Raw genomic sequence first — 21,283 nt, 5'->3', positions numbered from 1 at the left:
CCACCATGACAGAAGACCAACTGGAACAGGAAACGCTCGGCTGGCTCTCCGAAGTCGGCTACGACTGCCTCTTCGGTCCTGACCTCGCTCCCGATGGAGCGGACGCCGAGCGCACCGACTACCGTCAAGTCCTGTTGGTCGAGCGCCTGCGTGGCGCCATCGCTCGCCTGAATCCAAACATCCCCTTGGCTGCCCGAGAAGACGCCCTGCGTCAGGTCCAAGACCTGGGCATCCCCGTCCAGCTCTCCGCAAACCGGCGCTTCCATCAAATCCTGGTCGGTGGTGTGCCGGTCGAATACCAGAAGGACGGCGAAACCCGAGGCGATTTTGTCCGCCTCATCGATTGGGCCAATCCGGCGGCCAACAAGTGGCTGGCCGTCAACCAGTACTCCATCAAGGGTCCGCGTCACACCCGGCGGCCTGACATCATCCTATTCGTCAACGGCTTGCCGTTGGTGCTGCTGGAACTCAAGAACCCCGCCGACGAGAACGCTGATATCTGGAAGGCCTACGACCAGATTCAGACATACAAGGACCAGATTCCCGACATCTTTCAGTATAACGAAATCCTTGTCATCAGCGACGGTTCCCAAGCCCGCATGGGCTCGCTCTCGGCCAATGCCGAGCGCTACATGCAGTGGCGAACCATCGATGGTGTCACCCTGGACCCGCTCGGTCAGTTTAACGAGTTGCAAACGCTCGTCCAAGGCGTGCTAGCGCCAGCATACTTGCTGGACTACCTGCGTTTCTTCGTCCTGTTCGAGGACGACGGCACGCTCGTCAAGAAAATCGCCGGCTATCACCAGTTCCACGCCGTTCGTGCCGCCATTCAGCAGGTGGTATTCGCCTCCCGGCCCGGCGGCAGTCACAAAGGCGGCGTGGTCTGGCACACGCAGGGCAGCGGCAAGAGCATCACTATGACGTGCTTTGCCGCCCGAGTGATGCAGGAAGCGGCGATGGAGAACCCCACTATCGTCGTCATCACCGACCGTAATGACCTCGACGGGCAACTGTTCGGCGTGTTTTCGCTGGCGCAGGATTTGTTGCGCGAGCAGCCAGTGCAGGCGGCTACCCGGCAGGACTTGCGCGCCAAGCTGGCCAACCGGCCTTCCGGCGGCATCGTCTTCGCCACCATCCAGAAGTTCATGCCAGGGGAGGATGAAGATGCCTTCCCCATGCTCTCGGACCGGCACAACATCGTGGTCATCGCCGACGAAGCTCACCGGACCCAGTACGGCTTCGAAGCGAAGCTCACGACGTTGAACGTGCCGAAAGCCGTCGCCAATGATGACTCGGACCTGCTGGTAGCCGAGCCACGAGCGGTTTATCAGGTCGGCTATGCCCAGCACCTGCGCGATGCGCTACCGAATGCCACGTTTGTGGCCTTTACTGGCACCCCGGTATCGAGCGAGGACCGCGACACGCGTGCCGTCTTCGGCGACTATATCCATGTCTACGACATGCAGCAGGCCAAGGAAGATGGCGCCACCGTGGCCATCTACTTCGAGTCTCGCCTCGCCAAGCTCTCGCTCAAGGCTGATGAGCTGCCCCACATCGACGAGGAGGTCGATGAACTCGCCGAGGACGAGGAGGAAAGCCAGCAGGCGAAACTGAAGACTCGCTGGGCCGCCCTGGAAAAGGTCGTCGGCGCGGAACCTCGCGTGGCAGCCGTCGCAGCCGACCTCGTGGCCCACTTCGAGGAGCGCAACAAGACACAGAGCGGCAAGGCCATGGTGGTCGCCATGAGCCGCGAGATTTGCGTTCACCTGTACAACGAAATCGTCAAGCTGCGCCCCAACTGGCATGACCTCGACCCAGAGAAGGGCGTTATCAAAATTGTCATGACGGGTTCGGCCAGCGATAAAGCGCTGCTGCGGCCTCACATTTACAGCGGCCAGGTCAAGAAACGCTTGGAAAAGCGTTTCAAGGACCCTGCCGACCCGCTGCGCTTGGTCGTCGTGCGGGATATGTGGCTAACTGGCTTCGACGCGCCCTGCGTCCATACCCTGTACGTGGACAAGCCCATGAAGGGCCACAACCTGATGCAGGCCATCGCCCGCGTCAACCGCGTATTCAAGGATAAGCAGGGCGGCCTGGTGGTCGATTACATCGGCATTGCCAATGAGCTCAAGAGTGCGCTCAAGGAATATACGGCGAGCAAGGGGCGTGGCCGCCCCACCGTCGATGCGGCCGAGGCTTACGCCGTCCTGGAGGAGAAGCTGGACATCCTGCGCGGCATGCTCCACGGCTACGACTATAGCGATTTCCTTACGGCGGGCCACAAGCGCTTGGCCGGCGCTGCTAACCACGTGCTGGGTCTCAAGGACGGCAAGAAGCGTTTCGCAGATTCGGCGCTTGCCATGAGCAAGGCCTTCACACTGTGCTGCACGCTGGACGAAGCCAAGGTTGTCCGGGAAGAGGTCGCCTTCATGCAGGCGGTCAAGGTCATCCTGACCAAGCGGGAACTCAGCGAGAAGAAACGTACGGACGAGGAGCGAGAATTCGCCATCCGGCAAATCATTGGCTCTGCGGTGGTTTCCGAACAGGTGGTGGACGTCTTCGGGGCGGTGGGCCTCGACAAGCCCAACATCGGCATCCTCGATGACGCTTTCCTAGCAGAAGTGCGCAACCTGCCGGAACGGAACCTGGCGGTGGAACTGCTGGAGCGGTTGCTGGAAGGTGAAATCAAGAGCCGATTCGCAGGGAACGTCGTTCAGGAGAAAAAATTCTCCGAGATGCTCGCCAATGTGGTGAAGCGCTACCAGAACCGGGCCATTGAAACCGCCCAGGTTATCGAAGAGCTCATCGACATGGCCAAGAAGTTCCGGGCTGCTGCCAGCCGGGGCGAGGAACTGGGACTGACCGATGATGAGGTGCGCTTCTATGACGCCTTGGCCAACAACGAGTCCGCAGTCCGCGAACTGAGCGACGAGACGCTGAAGAAGATTGCGCACGAATTGACCGAGAATCTACGGCAGAACATCACCGTGGACTGGTCGGCGCGAGAAAGCGTGCGGGCCAAGCTGCGGCTGATGGTCAAACGGATTTTGCGGAAATACAAGTATCCGCCGGACCAGCAGGAGGGGGCGGTGGAATTGGTGCTGCAGCAGGCAGAGGCTTTGGGTGAGGCGTGGCTGTAGGGCTTTGCTGTGACTGACATTGTCAGGAAATTGTGTGGTTTATTCTTGACTTTGTCAGTGCATCGACTAAACTGCCTCTGACATTGTTGGAGGAAAGTCGATATGCGCGACGACCTGCACAAGACGGTCCCATTGTCTCGCTCTTGGGGGCGAGTGCTTCGACGTCTGTCGAAAGACCGTTGGTCTCCGCAGGAACTCGCGCCACTAATTGTCGCTACGGTACAACGTGACCTTGCAATCGGCGACGACACCGGCCTTCAGGCTCTCGACAATGTTCTAAGTGAAAGTTGCGCCGACCTCTTCGACGATGGGAACGAGAAGATGCAACTGGCGTTGCATCGAATTCAAGATAGTCCGCTCTCTGTTGCGGCACGTACGACTTGCGAAATCGCTCTTGGGGTGTTGGCGACGGACGGCATGTCGGAAAGCTTTCGAAGCCTCGTAACCAGGGCGGTGGGGGAACAACACGCTCGCGACGAATTCGAACACATTGTTTCGCGAGTTACCGCGACACATGATATGGCGGAGGGAAGGCAAGTGCGCAGACTACTGGAGCAGGCGTTCGCGTTGTGCGATTTCTCCATCATAGTTGGCCGCCTTCCCCGACGCGCGAGCAAGTCCCTCGACGAACTCTTAGCTACTGAACTGCCGCTAGGAGCGTGAGTGTGGGTCAAAAATTCTCGCCCTCGACCGAAGGCTCTGTCACTGTCGTCGAATCCGGTCCGGCTCTCTCGGAGGGCGACCATTCACAGGTCATCATTGGTGATGGTCTGGCCATCCTGACCGGATTATTGCATGAGGTTTGCTTTACGGAGGTAAGTCCCCTCTCGCATGACTTGTCGGTGCTGTTCGGCGCGGTCAAGTATGCCGATAGATTCGTCCGCCGCAAGCATGGCAATGGTTGGGCACGTCAACTCCGATTGACGGTCCCGGTTTACGAGCTTGCTACTTGGCGGCGCGATGAGGTTGCGTCTGCCTTAGTGGGCGCCCTTCAGTATCTGACTGGCGATATTTGGCAAGTTTCCTTTGTGAAGAGGAGAAGGAAATCGGCTCCCTCCGGGCAAGTACCGTTGCTTGAAGCACCCGATAGACGCCGCGTCTTCATTCCGTTTAGCCATGGGCTGGATAGTTTCGCACAAAGTCAGTTGCTCAAGGCGAGCGATATGCGAATGGATGTCATTCCTGTCCATTTGCGGTCCGGCAGCGGAGATAGCACGATGAAGTCGCTCGGTCGGCGCGCCAAGCATAAGCTCGTGCCAATCCCGGTCTCAGCGAGCGTGAATGAGCCTAGCCACTCTGAACAGAGCTTCCGTACGCGGCCGTTCTTGTACGACGGGCTTGCAGCTTATGCGGCGGTATTGTCAGGTGGCGGGGAAGTTGTTATTCCAGAGAACGGTCAGGGCAGCTTGGGCGGTTCTTTGGTCAGATTGGGAGCAGAGGCTCCCCACAGGAGCTGCCATCCTGGTTTCACGACGCGCCTTGGACGGTTTTTCAAATGCCTGACCGGACGCGAAGTAACGTTCGCTCATCCGGCGCTGTTCCAGACGAAAGGGCAGGTGCTCCGGCAACTGTCGCTGGTCGAACCGAATAGTGAGGGGTGGCTGGCCGAACATCCCTCCTGCTCATATGACGCTCGTCATGCGAATCGAAATCGAAAGCAGGTGCATTGTGGTGTTTGTGGGAATTGCCTGCTGCGGCGGATGTCATTATTTGCTGCAGGTATCACGGACACGACCGATTACAAGGTGAACGATTTGCATGCGAAGTCGCTCGAGGAGGCCCTGGTTGACGGCGACAAGTTGCTCACTCGAGCTTCATACAACGATATCGCACGCAATGCGGCCAGAAGTATGCAGCGATTGGCCGACCTTGTCGGTGCTACCACACAATATCGTGTGGCTTCGGAGGCGGTCGGTCTGGCCGAATATTTGGGACGTTCGGGAAGCGAAGTGCGGGGCGCGCTCGACGAAATGCTTAAACAACACAGCCACGAATGGGCGGGCTTTCTCGAATACAGCGGGAAGTCGTCCTGGGTGGCACAACTCGCACGAGAATGAGATGGAATTCGAACTGAAAGTTCGACCTGAAGTGCTTGGCGCACGTTTGAAGTCAGCGCGAACGATGAATCGTTTGACGCAGGAGGCCGCTGCCAATGCACTCGGTATGGCAAGAACGACTGTTGTTGCCATTGAGGCAGGCAAGCGTCAAGTCAATACCGATGAACTGCGTGCCATGGCAGAATTGTATGGTGCGTCAGAGATTGATTTGCTTGACGATGGGACTGCTCCCGTGGAGATGCAGGTCCAGTTCCGAAGCAGTGCTCCGCAACGTGGCGAGATAGATGACGAGGCGCTCGTGGCCTCGATGCTCAACAGGCTGGCCACGTCGGTCGTTCAGTTGGAGGCATTGGTGGGAATGCCTCCACCGAGGGTTGACATCCCCTTTGTACCGCTGTCTCGAGAAGAGCCGATAGAACAGCAGGCGGAGGATGCCGCTCTTGCTGTCCGAGCTAGGCTTGGCCTCGGGATGGGCCCGATTCAAGACCTAAACGCATTGCTGGAGTCGGAACTTGGACTCCGAGTATTCGAGAGACCTCTTCCTTCGCGTGTCAGTGGGGCCATGGCGTTTTCGGAGGCGGCCGGTGGTTTTGTTCTCATCAACCTGAAGCATCCAATTTACAGGCGGCGCGTTACGGCAGCTCATGAGCTAGCCCATGCCGCACTAAGGAAAACGGGCCTTACGGTGCATTTCGAGGATGAGTCGTTTGAAGACCGCGAAGAGCGATTCTGCGACATCTTCGGCAGCTGCTTGCTCATGCCGGCAGTGGCCGTGCGCAAGAAGGCTGCCGAGCTAAAAAAGCTCGTGGGCCGATTCACTGTGCGCGAACTGCTGACGATGACGTTGTACTTCAACGTCTCAATGGAAGCGCTGGTTCGACGCATGGTCTCCCTGAAATTGCTACCCCAAGGTACGTATGAGCGACTCAGGGCGGACGGACTCAGTCTAAAGCACCAAGCCGCAGTGAGAGACGAGCTTGGTCTCACGCCCGAGCCGCCAAGCTTCACCGCTCGCACGATGTTACTGGCTGCAGCTGCCCATGCGCGTGAACTGCTCACGGAACAGCAGATTGCATCCATGCTGGAACTTGACTTACTGACTGTGCGAAAAGCATTGGACGAGGGCCATCGGGACGGAAATGGAGAAACGCTTGAGCTGGTTTCGTGACCACCTGCCCGACGGGAAACTCATTCTGGACGCGAGCGTTCTCATCAATCTGCTTGGATGTCGCGCCGCTGCAGAGGTTTTTAGTGTGCTCGAGCCGCCCTGCCTGGTCGAGGACAAGGTTTTCGGTGAAATATCTCGGCATCCGGTTCCTGGGCTATGTCACGTCGAGGAACTGCAGGCACTCCAGGACGCCGGCTTCATTGAAAGGGTTCGGATGGAGAAGCAAGAGTATTCGAAGTACCTCGAGCTGATTCAGGCGCCATTGGGTCAACGGCTCGACGTCGGTGAGAGCGCGACATTGGCGGTGGCGCAGCAGAGAGCTCTGTCCGTGGTCATCGACGAAAACAAGGCACGGTCCTTCGTCAGGAGTCAAATGTCTCAACTGACCATGGTGAGTACGCTGAGCATGCTAATTTCTGCGACCGTTCGTCTCGGAAAAGACGTGGCACATCTCCAACGTCTCGTCATGGCTGCGCGAGAGAACGCTAAAATGGGCGTGCCGAAAGACGAAAGAGATTTGTTGTCCGAGGTGCTCGCGAGCGGTTGCAGGCAGGGATGAGCACTCACAAAATGCTTACTACCCATGTTTGGGCTGTCATCGGGCCGGTTCACCGTCACTCAATCCTACGGTCGGTTGCGGAAAGCGCGCCGCGAACCATGCGATTAATCCATCTGCAGCAGACTCAAAATGGTTGAGCCGCAATTGTTGGCTTTTCAGTTACCGTTCGACCTGCTAGACGAACGTCGAGGGCAAGATGTCGCGGCCCACAACGCCAGTGTCACTATCATCGTTCCGGACAGCTATGCGAACGAAATGTCGGCGGGGATGGCGCAGTCCGAGGTACTGGCTATCCAGCGCTTGTTGACACTGAGTCGGCACAACGACATCAAGGTTCGATGGCAGCAACATATCGCTTCGCGTGTGCTTGCATCGCCAACGATTTTTCCCCTCCTTGCAGTTCTCATTGTCCTTGAAAACGCGACTCACGACATCGAGGGGTTCGACAATGTGCAAGCGGCGGATTCTCTGGATGCCGGTCGCCGTAAATTGTTTAAAGAGCGATTGAAGGTTGATTTTTTTTCCGACACGCAAGTGGTGATTTGCGCCGATAGCCGAGGGCGGGGAACTCCACCCGATTTGTACGGTTCCGACGGCCGGATGATTGCACGGGAAGACTTCGAGGCAATCATCGAAGAGCTGGTCACACATCAAGCTGGCACCAACTTGTCTACCTCCTCTGCGGTGCATTGGAGTTCGGCGCTCGCAACAATCGTTTCGGAACTCTTCGAGAATGCAGACACGCATGGCAAGACAGAGCTCTCAGGGTTACCTATTCGAAAGAATGGAGTCCGGGGGTTGATATTGAAGCGCACGACGGTCGGCCGGGGAAGGACGAGGGACACTGGTAACGCCGCGAGTCGACCAATCGAGGCGTTCGAACTGTCCGTTTTTGATTCGGGACCGGGCTTCTTTGCTTCGTTCATGCGAGAGCAAATTCAACTGCATGTTGACATCGGCCTCGAATGGAAGGTAGTGCATTCGTGCCTTGAGCGTCACTACGATTCCGGACTGACTGATGTACGTCAAGGACATCGCGGGATGGGCTTGTACGAGGTGCTACGTGCTTTGCAGTTACTCCGGGGGGCCATCGAGGTTCGGACGGGGCGCATATATGGGTACCGTACATTTATGGAAGGCGAATTCAAATTCAAGATGGAGCCTTCGACTTCTCCCACTCGACCGGGGATGCCCAAACCCCAGTTGCTCGACTTTGAACGCCGATTTGTCGCAGTGCCGTCCGAACATGAATTGTTGGTCGGGTCTTCAATCCGTGTAATCGTTCCTCTGAACTAACAGCATGAGCGCGCTTCGCCTAACAACGAGATTCCGACAAGACGCGTATGAGGGGGAGGCTAGCCTACTTGTTTACGACGAGTACGAATTCACCGAATCGACGCTGAGCGAGGACGTTCGACATATCTTCGACCAACGCCCTGCGACGGCGAATATCTACGTGCTCGCACCGTTTGCGGACGAGGCGACCCTCGTTAATGCCATTGCAAGCGGCGTTGCCGTAAAGCGCGCCCGCCGGTACTTTGAGGGCATTGGGGGGAGGGTGCGCCTGCTCGGAATCGAGCAGGGTGACGGAGAGAAGCGCCGAGTCTCGGCAATCCCGTTCGAATATGCCGGGGATGAGGTGCGGCCGGGTAGACGGGAAGCGCTTGATAGCCGCTTGTGTAGTGGGTGGCTATTTGACCTTTTCCATCGTGGCAGTGGTTTGGTTGAAGCGCCGGCGGGTGTTCATTTCGGAAAAGTGTCCGGACGGCATTCCAATAAATTTCTGCGCGCAAGTGGCCCCCTCCTTAGCTCCGAGGCGTGCGCGGCAGTAGCGTTTTTCGCGTTCGCGGCCGCATCGGGCATGGCCCCATCGCGGATTTTCGTCGATACGGCACCTATCATTGCTGTCGCTTTCGCGATGGCGCGAATGGCTATCGCGCAAGGCCTTTGGGACAAGCACCCTCCCGTCAAATCGTTTAGCTCCTACGGCGGGGTCGAAAAGCTTCCACGTAGACGACCGACGGACTTCTATCTCATCTCCGCTTCGACGTCCGGTGGCTTGGCAAGAAGACTCGTCAACAGTCAGGTAGATAAAAGCAGAATCGTCACCCTGTTTTACCTTGGGTCAGGAGCGGCGGAGTACGACGGGAGTGTGGTCTGTAATCTGACTTATCGAAATGACGGTTTGTTCGGATATCCACCGGTTAGCAACTACCCGGCTCAGGACTGTCCCTTCTGCAAAGAAGGGTACTTCCTTGCCCAATTGGAGGGTGACCAGTTTCTCCTGGAGAGGCGTGCCATCAAACGTCTTGCAGTGAGGAGTGCGGCGCAGCCCAAAGACGCTCGAGAGGCCGTCGAAAGGCTTGCTCGAACTGGCTGCCTAGATGTCACACTTTTCAAATCCGCCGTTCGACCGGCGGGCGTCGCACTCGACGCCGAATCGCTGCTAGACGCAGACGCTCATCTCCGAGGGGACTTCATACGGATGCTGCGACGGTTTACGCCCGCTCCGCTAAACTACGTCGCATTGGTGGGTCTATCTGAAGAAAAATTTTTTGAATTGGTCAAAGAGGCTGGGCTTGAAACCATCGTAGCCAATTCCGCGATAACCACCGATGGTCTTGAAGGTCTTAAGAGTGTTCCAAACGGGACGGCACTGGTCGTATTCGGTTGTTTATGCAACCATGCGCACGCCCGCGAAATCAATGCAAGAATGCGCACGCTCGTGCCGGGCGGTTCGGTCGCTTATTTGTCGGCTGTCACTATTGCAGAGACTGCCCAAGCACTCGCCGAACTGGACATGTTTTTGAGCTTCGGTGAACGAGGGCGTGACACCTTCACATTCCGTTCAGCCCTCCAGTTCATGCTCCCCGCGCCGGTGCCTGGCGATACCTCGTGGGAGGCCGAGCATGAGAAATTGTTGCTTATGAGGGAAAAGAAAGCATTGGCGCCGGAGCTTCAATCCCGGTTGGACACCCTTAACGCTTCTGCCCACAGTTCCAACCAGCTATTCTTCAGTGGCTGTCGCCCTTCGCTTGAAATTGCACGTGATTTCGTTTACCTGGATACGAAGGACCGCCGTCACGAAATCTCGCAAGCAGACGTCTTTGCGGTCGTTGTAAATATTCTTGCTTGTGCTCGGGCTGAGAATCACGGGCTCGCCGGTAAGCCGAGCCGTAGCGGCGTGACTGCATGGTCCTCAAGCGTGTACGGGCACGTGTTGGTGTGTCCTTCGAACTTTGCGATTTATAACGACGCGGTGCTACGTGCGGCATTTTTGCGGGCCGCGAGCCCTTCTGAACTCCTGTATTCGATGGATGAAGAATGCAGTACGGAGATGCTCAATGTCATACTTGCTGAGGCCGACGCGTGGGGCAAAGGCGGTGGCGACGCATTGCCGGAATTCTTGCTGGCACTGGCCATCGGTAGAATGCGTTTGGCGCGCGGGCATTGCGAGGAACTCTGTGCGAGGCTCAATGAGGGGCAACTGCCTGAGTACCTTCGAGACCTTGCGCGAGAGATAGAGGCCTTGCAACACCCGTATTAATTGGGCCCGCAGCACCGTTTCCTCACAGTGTTGCGACATGATTTCAATCGGCACACGAACCGAGCTGGCGAATTCCCTGTGCAGGACTATCGAATACCATCGGATGAGTTGGCAACCCTGCGGGACCTCTACAACGAAGGGGGCGCCATGGCGGCTTTGGGAGCTCTCTTTCAGATTGACTTGATTCTTGACGCCAATGTCATTATCGGCGAGCTCCGCTGGGTCACAAAGCATCGAGTAAAACCCGATGCGCGGTCCGCCTTGCTGGAAGTCATGGAGGCTGGAACCCTCAAGGCCTGGGCGCCGACGTTTCTTGAGAGCGAGGTTGAGAAGCACATTGCTACGTTGGTGGACGCCGGGTCGTCTGAATCAGAGGTTGCTGCTCACTGGCAACGGCTGCGGCCACATATCAACTTTGTTGACGTTGGAGGTGCCCCCGAGAACGGGGAGGACTTCCTCGACCCTAAAGATGTACCTTACTTGCGTCTGCAGAAATTGATTGAGGCCGGGATACTTTCGAAAGACCACCATATAAACGCTATGGGAGGTCGGGCGATTCATCCTTTCAGAATTCTAGCTGCCTTGCGAGCATATTCGCGCGCATCCGCCGTACACGTCACAATCCAGGTCAATGGTTACAGAGTCGGCGCGTTTAGCCTAATGGCGATTGCAGAACTGATTGGACTCGCTTCACGTAGCCTAAAACGGGTGGTCGGCGCTGCCCCCCGACACGTTCTGTTGGTTGTAGTGCTGCTTGCGACCGTTGCGATGGCGATTCCGGACGTACGGGCGTGGTTTCGTACTCAGGCGTCCAAAGTGTTCCAGTCGGCCGCAGGTACCTGGGATGTTCTGCTGGAACTGGGGCAATGCTTCGCCACGGAATATCAGCGTATTAAGTCAATGTCCGACGAGGCGCACATCTCTGTCCTCGAACTTATCGAGGGCGGCGGGCACGCTGAAGACGAAGAGACCGGCCTCCCGGCGTGCGCAGTCAGGGGCAGGCCAGGTGGCCCTGTCGGCTGACCGGCACCACTCGGCTCGATATCTTCTCACCAGCCAGGCCCGGAACTTTGTGTTGGAGGAGATGGTCTCATCGCGCGGCGGCGACCTTGAAACCAATCGTACAGTAATCTAAGCGACCCGAATTCGATGAAGTCGCAGTCCCCGGAGTCTTCGTCTCCTACAAGGAGTTCCAGCTGGGAAGCACTGCTGCCCCCCAGGCTACAAAGCCATTCAACATACACTTCGAAGTCATCGATGGACAGCGTTCTGGTGGTCGGCTCTTCGAAGAACGAACGCGCAAACTCAACTGCGCTTAGACGCGACGTTGCAGTTGGGGATTCAGCTTGGAGGCCGCAATCGCGCCCGAGGATTTGGCAATTACATATCTCGTGTCGGTAGACGTTGAGGTTAGCGCGACGCGCTGGAAGTTGCATCCAAGCGATGAAATGACAAAGGTCGTGACGAGAACGCATAGCCCCGTCACGCGCCAACTCCTTGCAAAGGAGCGACACCTTCCTCTTCTTTTCCTCATCCAGAAGTTGAGACAGCGTGTACTTGAACTCGACAAGTGTGAACGTCGACTCGTTTGTCAATATGTAGTCGGCCAGGACGTGGCGGTCCTGACCATCCAGCGCGATGTGCCGAAAGTTTCGGCGGCGACTGCGTGCCTCAGTGTGCATGAATGCATTGAAGACATCGATTACAGCCTGTTCGTGACGTGGCATGGTCGTTCCGTAGCGTTTAAAAATCAGCGAGTACGGGGACTCGGGATGTCGCTGGTTTCTTGCCAGAGATAGTGTGAGTGCTGCTGCAGTAGCCTGGTCAACGGGAGTCGCTGGTTTCCATGCGGCTTATAGCGCCGAATCCGCTCGCGGTCATGAGCATTCGCTTGGGTGATGGTCCTGTGACACGGCTTCGAATAAGGCAGAGATAGTTCCATCCCACTAGCGCGGGCTCGTTGGGGTGCCGAAGCCTTTTAGCGAAACAACACCTGTTATCGTGCTATCGGCACTGTTAGCTGAGACTTTAGCAGGCAAGCGCTATATCGAAACTTATACGGGGAATGAGTTTACTGTGGCACCAAAAATTTACAACAAGCTTGCGCCGACTGTCCGGCAGGAGGACGTAGAGCGGCCGAAAAGTATGGCTTGAACAGCCATGTTTTTAAAAAAATTCCTCGTGATTGCCGTTCATCGCACGCGGCCCTGCTGTGGGATATCTGGAAAGCATAAACCGCGAGAGGCAAAGTAAACTCCGATTGCATTGCGGATTGCAATACACCTACTATGCGGGACCAAAGACGAACCAAATGGCCGACGGGGTTGCCATGAAAGAGCGAAAAGACACGCCAATGAGCTTTCGGGCGTCCGCGCGGTTCAAGACTGCGCTGGCGCGAGCGGCTCAGCACGAAAACCGGAGTCAGGCCAACCTGCTCGAGACGCTCGTCTTCGAGTTTTGCCGCCTGAAAGGTATCGAGGTGCCTGATACGCCGGCCAATCAACAAGATTAAGCGGATACTTCAATGATTGAGACCATCCTTGAAGCGCCCCTTGTGGCAAAGGTGTGTGCGCTCTTCATCCTTTTGTTTGTCGGCTGGTTTTTCGTCCGGTTTGTCCCGCGTGCCATGGGGCGCTGGCGTGACCTGAACAGCATCATTGCGGGGCTTACCCGTCTCAAGGGTTCCGGCGGCGACCCGACGTCGCTCTTTGCCCGAAAGCAGGACCTGGCGCACCTGTGGAGTGAGTTCCGCAAGAGCCTCTTCGACCCGAAATCGTTTGACTCCGCATCCGGTGAATACGTCCCGGAAACGTCCCGACGGACGGTGCCAGCCGAGCAGATTTTTAACGCGCAGGTCGTCGTCGATAGCCGTGTGGGCGCGGAGTTTTTCAGGCACCTGCCGGGCATCCTGACGGGTATCGGGATTATAGGCACCTTCGCGGGACTGATGCACGGTCTGTACGCCTTCATCATCTCCGATAACACCCAGGTGGTCCGTGCCAGCCTGAGCGCGCTGCTGCATAGCGTTGCCGAAGCTTTTCTCGTCTCGGCTTCCGCGATTTTCTTCGCGATGGTGATAACGGTCATTGAGAAGTTCTTCATCTCCCGGCTTTACCAGAAGACCGAAGAGGTCGCGTGTCTTCTCGACAGCCTCTACAAGGCGGGCGCAGGCGAGGAGATGCTCGAAGAGCTGCTTCACTCCTCAAAAGAATATGTCTCCAACAGCAAGACGCTGAAGGACGCCCTTGTCCAGGACCTGAAGGGCATCCTCACGTCGCTGACCGAGAGCCAGATTCAGGCGCAGCAGAAAATCATCGACGAGCAAATCAGGGCGCATAACCAGACGAGCGAAGAACTCGGCCGGCAGATTGGCCAGCACATCACTGACGGCCTGAAAGCGGCACTCGAAGAACCGATGAAGGCGGTGCAACAAGCCGTCCAGAGTGCAACGGGCGACCGTACAGGTGCCGTACATACGCTGCTCACGGAAGTGGTGCAGGGGCTGAACCAGAGCCTGAAGGACCTGTTTGGCGACCAGATTGCCGGCATCAACACCATGCAGCAGCAGACGATTTCTGCGTTGCAAACCGCTGTGGCCCGCATGGAGCAGATGTCCTCATCCCTGGAAACCGCCGGCACGCGCGCAACGGACACCATGGCCGCGAAACTGGGCGAAGCCCTCACCGGCATGGAGGCGCGCCAGGAAATGATGGCCCGCCAGATGGCGCAGATTGTCGAAGACATGAAGGCAACCGTTGCCAGCTCGCAGACCGAGACCAACAGCCGGTTGCAGGAAACGCTGGCAGGGGTGAGCGCCACTATCGAATCCCTCATTTCGTCGCTGTCCCAGTCCGTCGCGACGTCCCAGGACACGACCAACGAAAAGCTTCAGGGCGCACTGAACCGGGTGACCCAATCGGTCGAGGCACTTATCAGCTCCCTGTCGCAGACCGTGGCCACCTCCCAGTCCGAAGTCAGCACGAAGCTTCAGGACACGCTTACTAACGTCAGCAATGCGGTCGAGAGCCTGGTGACAAACCTGTCGCAGTCAGTGGCGGTATCCCAGGCGCAAAGTAACGACCGCTTGCAGGAGACCGTCTCGAGCGTGGGCCAGACCGTCAATACGCTCGTCTCCGACCTGACCCAGCAGGCCGCTTCGGCGGATGCGGAGCATCGGGAGCGGCAGGCGCAGCTCGTTGCGCATGCAGAAGCCGCCGCTTCGGGTGTGAAGAGCGCCGTGGAGGCGCTGACCGCCGAAATGCGTACTCTCGTGGCCGGCACCCGCAGCGCGGTCGATACCATGCGTGCGAGCGTCGACTCCCTGCGGACCGTCACAACCGACGCGGTCACCCGGATGAATTCAGGTGCGGAGACGCTCTACGTCGCATCCAGCGAATTCGGTAAGGCGGGAGCGGCTGTAACCGGTGTGCTCCAGCAGGCGACCGGCACCACCGACAAGCTGGCTGCTGCTGCCGCCTCTGTCAGCACGGCCGCCCAGACCATGCAGGGCGTCGTCACGGACTATCGGGCAACGCGTGACCAGCTTGCGCAGATGCTCACGGAGCTGACCCGGGTCGTAGATAACGCGCGGACCAACGCATCGCTCACCAGCGATGTGTTGAGCCGGATTGAAGCCTCCACCCAGGCGCTGAATGTCGCGCAGCGCAGCGCCGAGGAATTCCTCGAGGGCGTGGGCGACGTCATGACGGAATCCTTGACTTCGTTCCAGCAGCGGCTGGCGGACTCGATGACGGAGGTCAACAAGGAGCTCGTCAACAAGACGGGGGCGGTCACGAGCCTCCTCAAGCAGACGATTGCAAACCTCGCCCAGGCTATCGAGCTGGTCGTACCGAATCCGGAGGCTTAAGTGCTAGGCACACGCATCGTCATCAAGCGTGGCGCCCGGTCAGAGGCCGAAAAGCCTTTCTGGATTAGCTACGCCGACCTGATGACCGCCCTTATGGTGCTCTTCCTTGTGACTGTGTCGGTCGCGCTGCTCGCGGTGACCAAGCAGGTCAGTGAAGCCGAGCGCCTCAAGGCACAGCGCGACCGGGACATCAGTGCACTGATGCATCGGGTTGAGGTGGCCGCGAGCAAATATCCCGGCGTCAAGGTCGACCGTTCGCGCAACGTCATCGACTTCGGCGACAAGGCCCACTTCGACAAGAACAGCTATGGCCTGAAGCCGGACCAGCAGCGGCTCCTTCGCGCGTTCGTACCTGAAGTGCTGGCTATCGCGCGCGACCCGCTCGGCAAGAAGTGGCTCAAGCAGATTGTGGTTGAAGGATTCTCCAGCCCCGAGGGCGATTACCTCTATAACCTCAACCTGAGTCTTGAGCGCAGCCAGCGTGTCCTGTGTGTCCTGCTTAGCAAGCCCTATCCGGACGAGCGTGCCATGAGCGAGGACGAACTGGAACAGGTGCAGGACCTGTTCCTCGTTGGCGGGTATTCGTTCAATGCGGCCAAAGCGTCGTACGAGGACAGCCGGCGCGTTGAGCTACGGCTCGAATTTCTCGGAATCGGCGAAGTGCGTCCGCCCGTATCCGACGCCGCCCGGGGCAATTTCGGGTCCTGCGCACTGGGAGCTTCGTGATGGACCTCCTTGACGAGATGCGCCGCAAGCTTGCGCGCGGTCCCAAGCCCATCGTCGGGGAATCTCCGCTCACTGAGCTGGACCACCAGGAACGAGAACTGGCGAAGCAGATACGGGAAAAGCGCCCCGTGCCGCCTCCGATAGACTTGGTCATCGAAGCCATCGAGCTTTTCCGTGAAACGCGACGGCTTGCCAATTCCCGGCAGGCCCGGCTTGTTGCGCTCGGCTGCGCCGAACCGGTCGGCAGGATGCGCTACCGCCTGATTGAGGATGGGGAGTGCTTTGGCTACGTACTCAAGGGCGTGGAAAACTTCCGCAATCACCGTGAGACCTTTCGCAACTGCTATCAGGGCCTCCTGGATGCGTACCTTGACTACCATCCGGATAACAAGGGGAGTCTGCCAGAAGGTCGCCCAAACTGGGAGGCGCTGCGGCGCTGGCTTGAAGGCAACATTTCGGATATTCGCGAGCGCAACGGTATCGACGAGGACTGGGTGACGGAAGTGGCCGCGCACCCGGATGTCTTCTCCGAATCACCCGTTGCACGGTTCGGGGAGGAAGCCCTTCGCGGCCATCAGGAATCCTTTCTGCTTTTCAGGAAGGCGCTGGGTATCAAGGACTCGTCGTGGATTATCGACCAGCTCGTCCTGGAGCAGGTGCATGCAGCGGGGCGCTCCAGCGGTTCCGAATTCCGGCACTACCTGCCCGGGCTTATCCGCTTGCTGGGAACGGTCAGCGCCGACAACAAAACGCTTTTCAACAAGGCGCTCGCGCAGATTCTGACGTATTACCACGCAAAGCCACCGCTTGCCGCGCACAAGGCTTTGCAGGACTTCACGGTATTGCATTGGGGCAATCCATGGCTCAAGCGGAATAACAGCGGCTGGGTACTTGTGTCGGAGCCCGTCCGCACCATGGTGTCGTCGTGGCTCAAGCTCCATTACATCCAGCACTTCTTCAGCGTCCTCGCACAGGAGGGCAAAAGCGACCCTCGACGTCTGAAGTTCTGGGAAAAGTACTATGAGGCAGTCGGTACCGTAACGTTCGCACTGGGCCCGCAGACCCGCTGGAGCACCGACCCGGACATGGTCCATGCCCGCAAGCTCATGGACGGTCTGATTGTCGACCTCGTCGGCAACGGCGCCTCGAACAACAACGCGTTCATCATGCAGTTCGGCGAGTGGGTGGTCGTGGAGTTCGGCCAGAAGGGCAATGCCTGTTTCTTCTTCAAGGCGTCGGACCTTCCGTTCGAGCTGACTCGCGACGTGTCTGTTCAGGCCGTGAAGAATCACATCCAGAGCGACTCAGACCGCCGATGGGACGCCGTCCGACGCGAGCACCGGGACCGCAACAGGGCAGATTGGGAAACCACCTTTGAACGAGTACTGGGCGCGCGCGACATTTTCCCGGGCAAGCCGACAGTGGCGGGTCAACCGGCTGGGCCGAGTTCAGCTCCCGGCACCGTGCGACAGGTCGAGACGCGTCCGGGCACCACCCAGCATGACGTGTCTCGCATACACCAGCTGGCAGCAGGGACCACGCAGCCCCAGAACACCGCGAATGGTACGAATGTGCAGGCGGGCAGCGCGGCCCCCGTATCGCGGGTGCAGGCGCACCGGTTGACGCCCCAGCAGGAAGCGGGCGTCAAGGCCCTTTGCGGAAGACTCGGCATCGCATGCGAGGACCTGCGCGGCAATAACGGCAATTTGTGGGTCCTTCACGACTGGCCGCGCGATTCACGCGTTACGCCCCAGCTAACCGAGTGGGGCTTTCGCTACCGCCCCGGGAAGGGCTGGTGGTACAGGGACCCGGCATAACAACAAAGGAATTGGACCATGTTGAAGTGGCTCAAACGCACAGGCGCTGCCCGCAACGAGGAGACGCCCGCCGAGGTATGGCGCCACCTGGATAGCCAGGGCCTGCTGCTCGGCACCTTCGAATCGGTCGGCGCCATTCCTGGGGCAATGCCACTAGCATCGCCCATGATGCCGGCAATGATTACGCAGCTGCACGACGAAGGCTATGCGGTCGCCGAGGAAGACAGTGCGCGCCTGTCATGGGAGTCGCTGTACAACCTGCTGGAAGACCCGGCCTATGCGAAAAGCCTCGAGCTGCTCGAGCTTCCTCCTGCCTGTGACTACGTCCCGGAACTGAAAAGCCAGAACAGTCTGACTAGCTCGGACTTTTCCATCGGCGTGACCCGCTGGCGGGATGGAAGCGGTCGTGTCCTGGACGGTGCGGCGCGAACCGGGGCGCTTATCCAGGTTGCGGGACAGTCTCATCTGCTTTCGCGCTGTGTGTGGGACACGGCTGAACAGGTCGCTCGCTTTCACAACCGGCCTGAGTCTGAGCGGGATGACGTTTCGCAGCGACTGCGTTGGGGGCAGATTCGACGCTCCGCCATGGCGGCCAAGGCGCGCATGGACGAGTTTCTCTACAAAAGCGTCGTTCTCACGCCCGACACCATCGATATCCGACTGCGCAAGACGGACGTCGGCGGTACGAAAGTCGTTGAAATCATGCCCGGATTCGAGGGGGCGCCCGAAAACTGGCTTGAAGTCTTCGATTCGTACCGGAACAGCGTGCCTCAACGGTATGACATCAACACGGACAAAGGCATTGTCCAAGTGCTCATCACGCCCGAGGTCCGCACGGTCCTCGACAACATTCGCCGCCTGCCCGGACGTTTGGTCGCAGGCTCCCGAGCGGAAGCGTTCCTTCTGAACCCCTTCGCAACGCTTGGCGAGGATGCCAGCGCGGTCATTGATGAGGCGCAGTTCGAGCGCGCCCGCGTCGAAGCCGATATCTTCTTTGACCACTTCACGGCGCTCATTGTGCGGGACGCCCTTGGATTCCCCGAGAAGATTGCGCTCGCCATTGAGACACCGGGTCCGAACGCGGTGTCTGCGGAAGAACGGTTCTTTTCAGACGAAGCCGAGCTGGAGGACTTTATCCGGGGCGCGGAGCGGGCGCTGGCGTCTGACAAGCAGTTGTACGGATGGCAGGGTTACGACTTCGAGCTGCTGGGCGACAGCGCCGCACAGGTCGAGCTGCTCAAGGCGGCGCTCGCGGAGCGGCAGCAGCCCCGCATTCTCGTGCGCTATGAGGACGTCTACGACCTGAGCGCGTATACCTCGCGCATCAATGATATCGGCATCGAGCAGCCTTACTACTCGCCGTACATCGCCAAGAAGGGCGAGGAATGGTGGCCGGAGAACCTGGTCAATGTCATCGTCTACACGCCCGAAGACAGTACCGAACCGGTAGCCGTGCCCGTCACTGACGCAGTGCGCGATGAATTGCAGGCAAAGGTCGACCAGGCTCAGGCAACGGGGCAGTCGTCCGTTGAGCTGCCGGGCTTTCCCAAGCCGCTACCGGTGACCGAGGCGCGGGACATCCTCGACGCGTTCGAGCAGTTCGGCAAGAGTGTTCGTGACGGGCATGACAAGCCTCCGAAGTCGCGCGACGCCGAGGGAGAGCGCAACGCGCGACCCAAGGCGAAGCAGCTGCTCATCAAGCCCAATGTCAATGCCGTCGACTACGAGGAAATCCGTCACGACATCTTGACGACGTTCTCTCCGGTGCCCGCGCTGCCGGCCGGCTTCTTGTCCACAACCCAACTGCTGCCGCACCAGGACGCCGGCGTCGCATGGTTGCAGCACCTCTCCCGCCACGCACCCAACCATTGTCGGGGAGCCGTGGTGGCCGATGACATGGGGCTCGGCAAAACCCTGCAACTGCTCACCTTCATGGCGCGCGCGTTCGAGGACGACCCGACGCTGCCGCCCGCGCTCGTGGTGGCACCCGTGTCGCTCCTGGAGAACTGGGCGGAAGAAATCGGTAAGTTCTTCAAGCCGGGCACCTTCCGGCCGCTCATCGCATATGGGGACAATCTGTCTTCGTTGCGGGTGCCTCGCGCCGCCATCGACGAAGAACTGCGCAGCGAGAACCTGATTCGGTTCCTCCGCCCGGACTGGGTTGGCGACGCCAATATCGTACTGACCACCTACGAGACCCTGCGCGACCTGGAGTTTTCGTTCGCCGCACAGAAGTGGTCCGTCATGGCGTGCGACGAAGCGCAGAAAATCAAGAACCCGAATGCGATGGTGACACGCGCTGCGAAGAAGCAGAACGTGATGTTCAAGATTGCCTGCACCGGGACGCCAGTCGAAAACACATTGGTGGACCTGTGGTGCCTGTTCGACCTCGTTCAGGCCGGGTACCTCGGCGCGCTCAACGAATTTGGAAAGCGGTATCGCAAGCCGATTGAAGCGGAGACGGACGAAGAGAAGGCGCGCGTGGAAGAGTTGCGCCGACTTATCGAGCCACAGATTCTGCGGCGAATGAAGACGGATGTCGCCTCGCTCCCGCCCAAGCATCTTGTTCCCGCATTCGTGCCGATATCGAACCTTCAGCGCACCTACTACACTAACGCAGTCAACACATTCAGGGCCAGCAAGGACCCGGACAGCAAGGAGACGGTAGTCTCGCCCTTCAAAAACCATCTCGGGCTGCTTCAGTACCTGCGCTCCATCTGCACGATGCCGCACGCCCCGGGTCAAGGTCGCTTCAAGCCCCAAGCTCTTGAACAGGCCCGCAATGAGGCTCCCAAGCTCGCGTGGCTGATTGATGCGCTCGAGCAGATTCGCGCCAAGGGCGAAAAGGCCATCGTGTTCGCGGAGTTCCGTGAAACCCAACAGATGCTCGCGTACTACATCAAGGAGGTGTTCGGATTCTCCCCGGACATCATCAACGGCGATGTGACGGCAGCGGCGAAGCACGTCGCGAGCCGTCAGAAGCGCATCAAGGCGTTCCAGTCCAAGCCTGGATTTGGGGTCATCATTCTCTCGCCGGTCGCCGTCGGCTTCGGCGTGAACGTGCAGGAAGCCAATCACGTCATCCATTACACCCGTAACTGGAACCCTGCGAAGGAAGACCAGGCGACCGACCGGGCTTACCGTATCGGGCAGAAGCGGGAAGTGTGGGTTTATCTCCCGATTCTGAGTGCGTCCGACTTCACCACGTTCGAAGTGCGTCTCAACGAGCTGCTCGAAGCCAAACGCAAACTCGCGAGCGACATGCTCAACGGTACTGAAGCGCCCCGGATTTTGTGGAGGCTCCAACTCTTGAGAGAATGGAGCTATGAACAAGCCGAACAAATTTTCCGCTGAAGTCCGTGAACGTGCTGTGCGCATGGTGCGCGAGCATCGCGACGAGTA

General features: G+C 58.6%; 14 protein-coding genes. 13 read left to right on the top strand and 1 reads right to left on the bottom strand.

Annotated features, from left to right (window positions below; translation table 11 throughout):
- Window positions 1-5 precede the first annotated feature (5 nt).
- From C0Z18_RS07860 to C0Z18_RS07820, 8 genes are all read left to right on the top strand, one after another.
- On the top strand, window positions 6-3,140 hold the full coding sequence (locus C0Z18_RS07860) for a type I restriction endonuclease subunit R (protein ID WP_102644849.1): 3,135 nt from the start codon (window positions 6-8) through the stop codon (window positions 3,138-3,140).
- A gap of 102 nt (window positions 3,141-3,242) precedes the next feature.
- Window positions 3,243-3,803, top strand: a complete 561-nt coding sequence (locus tag C0Z18_RS07855) for a hypothetical protein (protein WP_102644848.1) — start codon at window positions 3,243-3,245, stop codon at window positions 3,801-3,803.
- Window positions 3,804-3,805: 2 nt separating this feature from the next.
- Window positions 3,806-5,197, top strand: coding sequence for a hypothetical protein (locus tag C0Z18_RS32665; RefSeq protein WP_146013970.1), 1,392 nt, complete (start codon window positions 3,806-3,808; stop codon window positions 5,195-5,197).
- 1 nt (window position 5,198) lies between these two features.
- A complete protein-coding gene (locus C0Z18_RS07840; protein WP_102644845.1) occupies window positions 5,199-6,365 on the top strand; it encodes an ImmA/IrrE family metallo-endopeptidase in 1,167 nt (388 codons plus the stop codon).
- Window positions 6,349-6,924 (top strand): hypothetical protein, encoded by a 576-nt coding sequence (locus C0Z18_RS07835; protein ID WP_146013969.1) that lies wholly within the window; start codon window positions 6,349-6,351, stop codon window positions 6,922-6,924. The genes C0Z18_RS07840 and C0Z18_RS07835 overlap by 17 nt, the downstream gene beginning before the upstream one ends.
- Window positions 6,925-7,053: 129 nt before the next feature.
- Window positions 7,054-8,220 (top strand): hypothetical protein, encoded by a 1,167-nt coding sequence (locus tag C0Z18_RS07830; protein WP_102644843.1) that lies wholly within the window; start codon window positions 7,054-7,056, stop codon window positions 8,218-8,220.
- Between the two features lie 4 nt (window positions 8,221-8,224).
- Window positions 8,225-10,471: a hypothetical protein gene (locus C0Z18_RS07825; RefSeq protein ID WP_102644842.1), complete on the top strand. Its 2,247-nt coding sequence runs from the start codon at window positions 8,225-8,227 to the stop codon at window positions 10,469-10,471.
- A 78-nt stretch (window positions 10,472-10,549) separates the two neighbouring features.
- Entirely contained in the window at window positions 10,550-11,494 is a 945-nt protein-coding gene (locus C0Z18_RS07820; RefSeq protein WP_146013968.1) for a PIN domain-containing protein, read from the top strand.
- Window positions 11,495-11,520: 26 nt separating this feature from the next.
- Here the strand turns inward: C0Z18_RS07820 and C0Z18_RS07815 are convergent, their stop codons facing one another.
- Window positions 11,521-12,198, bottom strand: a complete 678-nt coding sequence (locus C0Z18_RS07815) for a hypothetical protein (protein ID WP_146013967.1) — start codon at window positions 12,196-12,198, stop codon at window positions 11,521-11,523.
- A 602-nt stretch (window positions 12,199-12,800) separates the two neighbouring features.
- Here C0Z18_RS07815 and C0Z18_RS07810 point away from each other — a divergent pair.
- The 5 genes from C0Z18_RS07810 to C0Z18_RS07790 are packed head-to-tail and all read left to right on the top strand — an operon-like array spanning window position 12,801 to window position 21,235.
- Complete coding sequence (locus C0Z18_RS07810; RefSeq protein ID WP_146013966.1) at window positions 12,801-12,983, top strand: hypothetical protein; 183 nt, start codon at window positions 12,801-12,803, stop codon at window positions 12,981-12,983.
- Window positions 12,984-12,995: 12 nt separating this feature from the next.
- Window positions 12,996-15,338: an anti-phage ZorAB system protein ZorA gene (gene zorA / locus C0Z18_RS07805; protein WP_102644838.1), complete on the top strand. Its 2,343-nt coding sequence runs from the start codon at window positions 12,996-12,998 to the stop codon at window positions 15,336-15,338.
- Window positions 15,339-16,064, top strand: coding sequence for a flagellar motor protein MotB (locus C0Z18_RS07800; RefSeq protein WP_102644837.1), 726 nt, complete (start codon window positions 15,339-15,341; stop codon window positions 16,062-16,064).
- A complete protein-coding gene (locus C0Z18_RS07795) occupies window positions 16,064-17,881 on the top strand; it encodes an EH signature domain-containing protein (RefSeq protein WP_102644836.1) in 1,818 nt (605 codons plus the stop codon). Before C0Z18_RS07800 ends, C0Z18_RS07795 begins: the two co-directional genes overlap by 1 nt.
- A gap of 18 nt (window positions 17,882-17,899) precedes the next feature.
- A complete protein-coding gene (locus C0Z18_RS07790; RefSeq protein ID WP_102644835.1) occupies window positions 17,900-21,235 on the top strand; it encodes a DEAD/DEAH box helicase in 3,336 nt (1,111 codons plus the stop codon).
- The last annotated feature ends 48 nt before the right edge of the window (window positions 21,236-21,283 follow it).

The organism is Trinickia dabaoshanensis (genome assembly GCF_002879885.1).
Taxonomy (GTDB): Bacteria; Pseudomonadota; Gammaproteobacteria; order Burkholderiales; family Burkholderiaceae; genus Trinickia; species Trinickia dabaoshanensis.
Note: the sequence above shows the minus strand (reverse complement) of the source record. Positions and strands in the feature narration are given on the sequence as shown.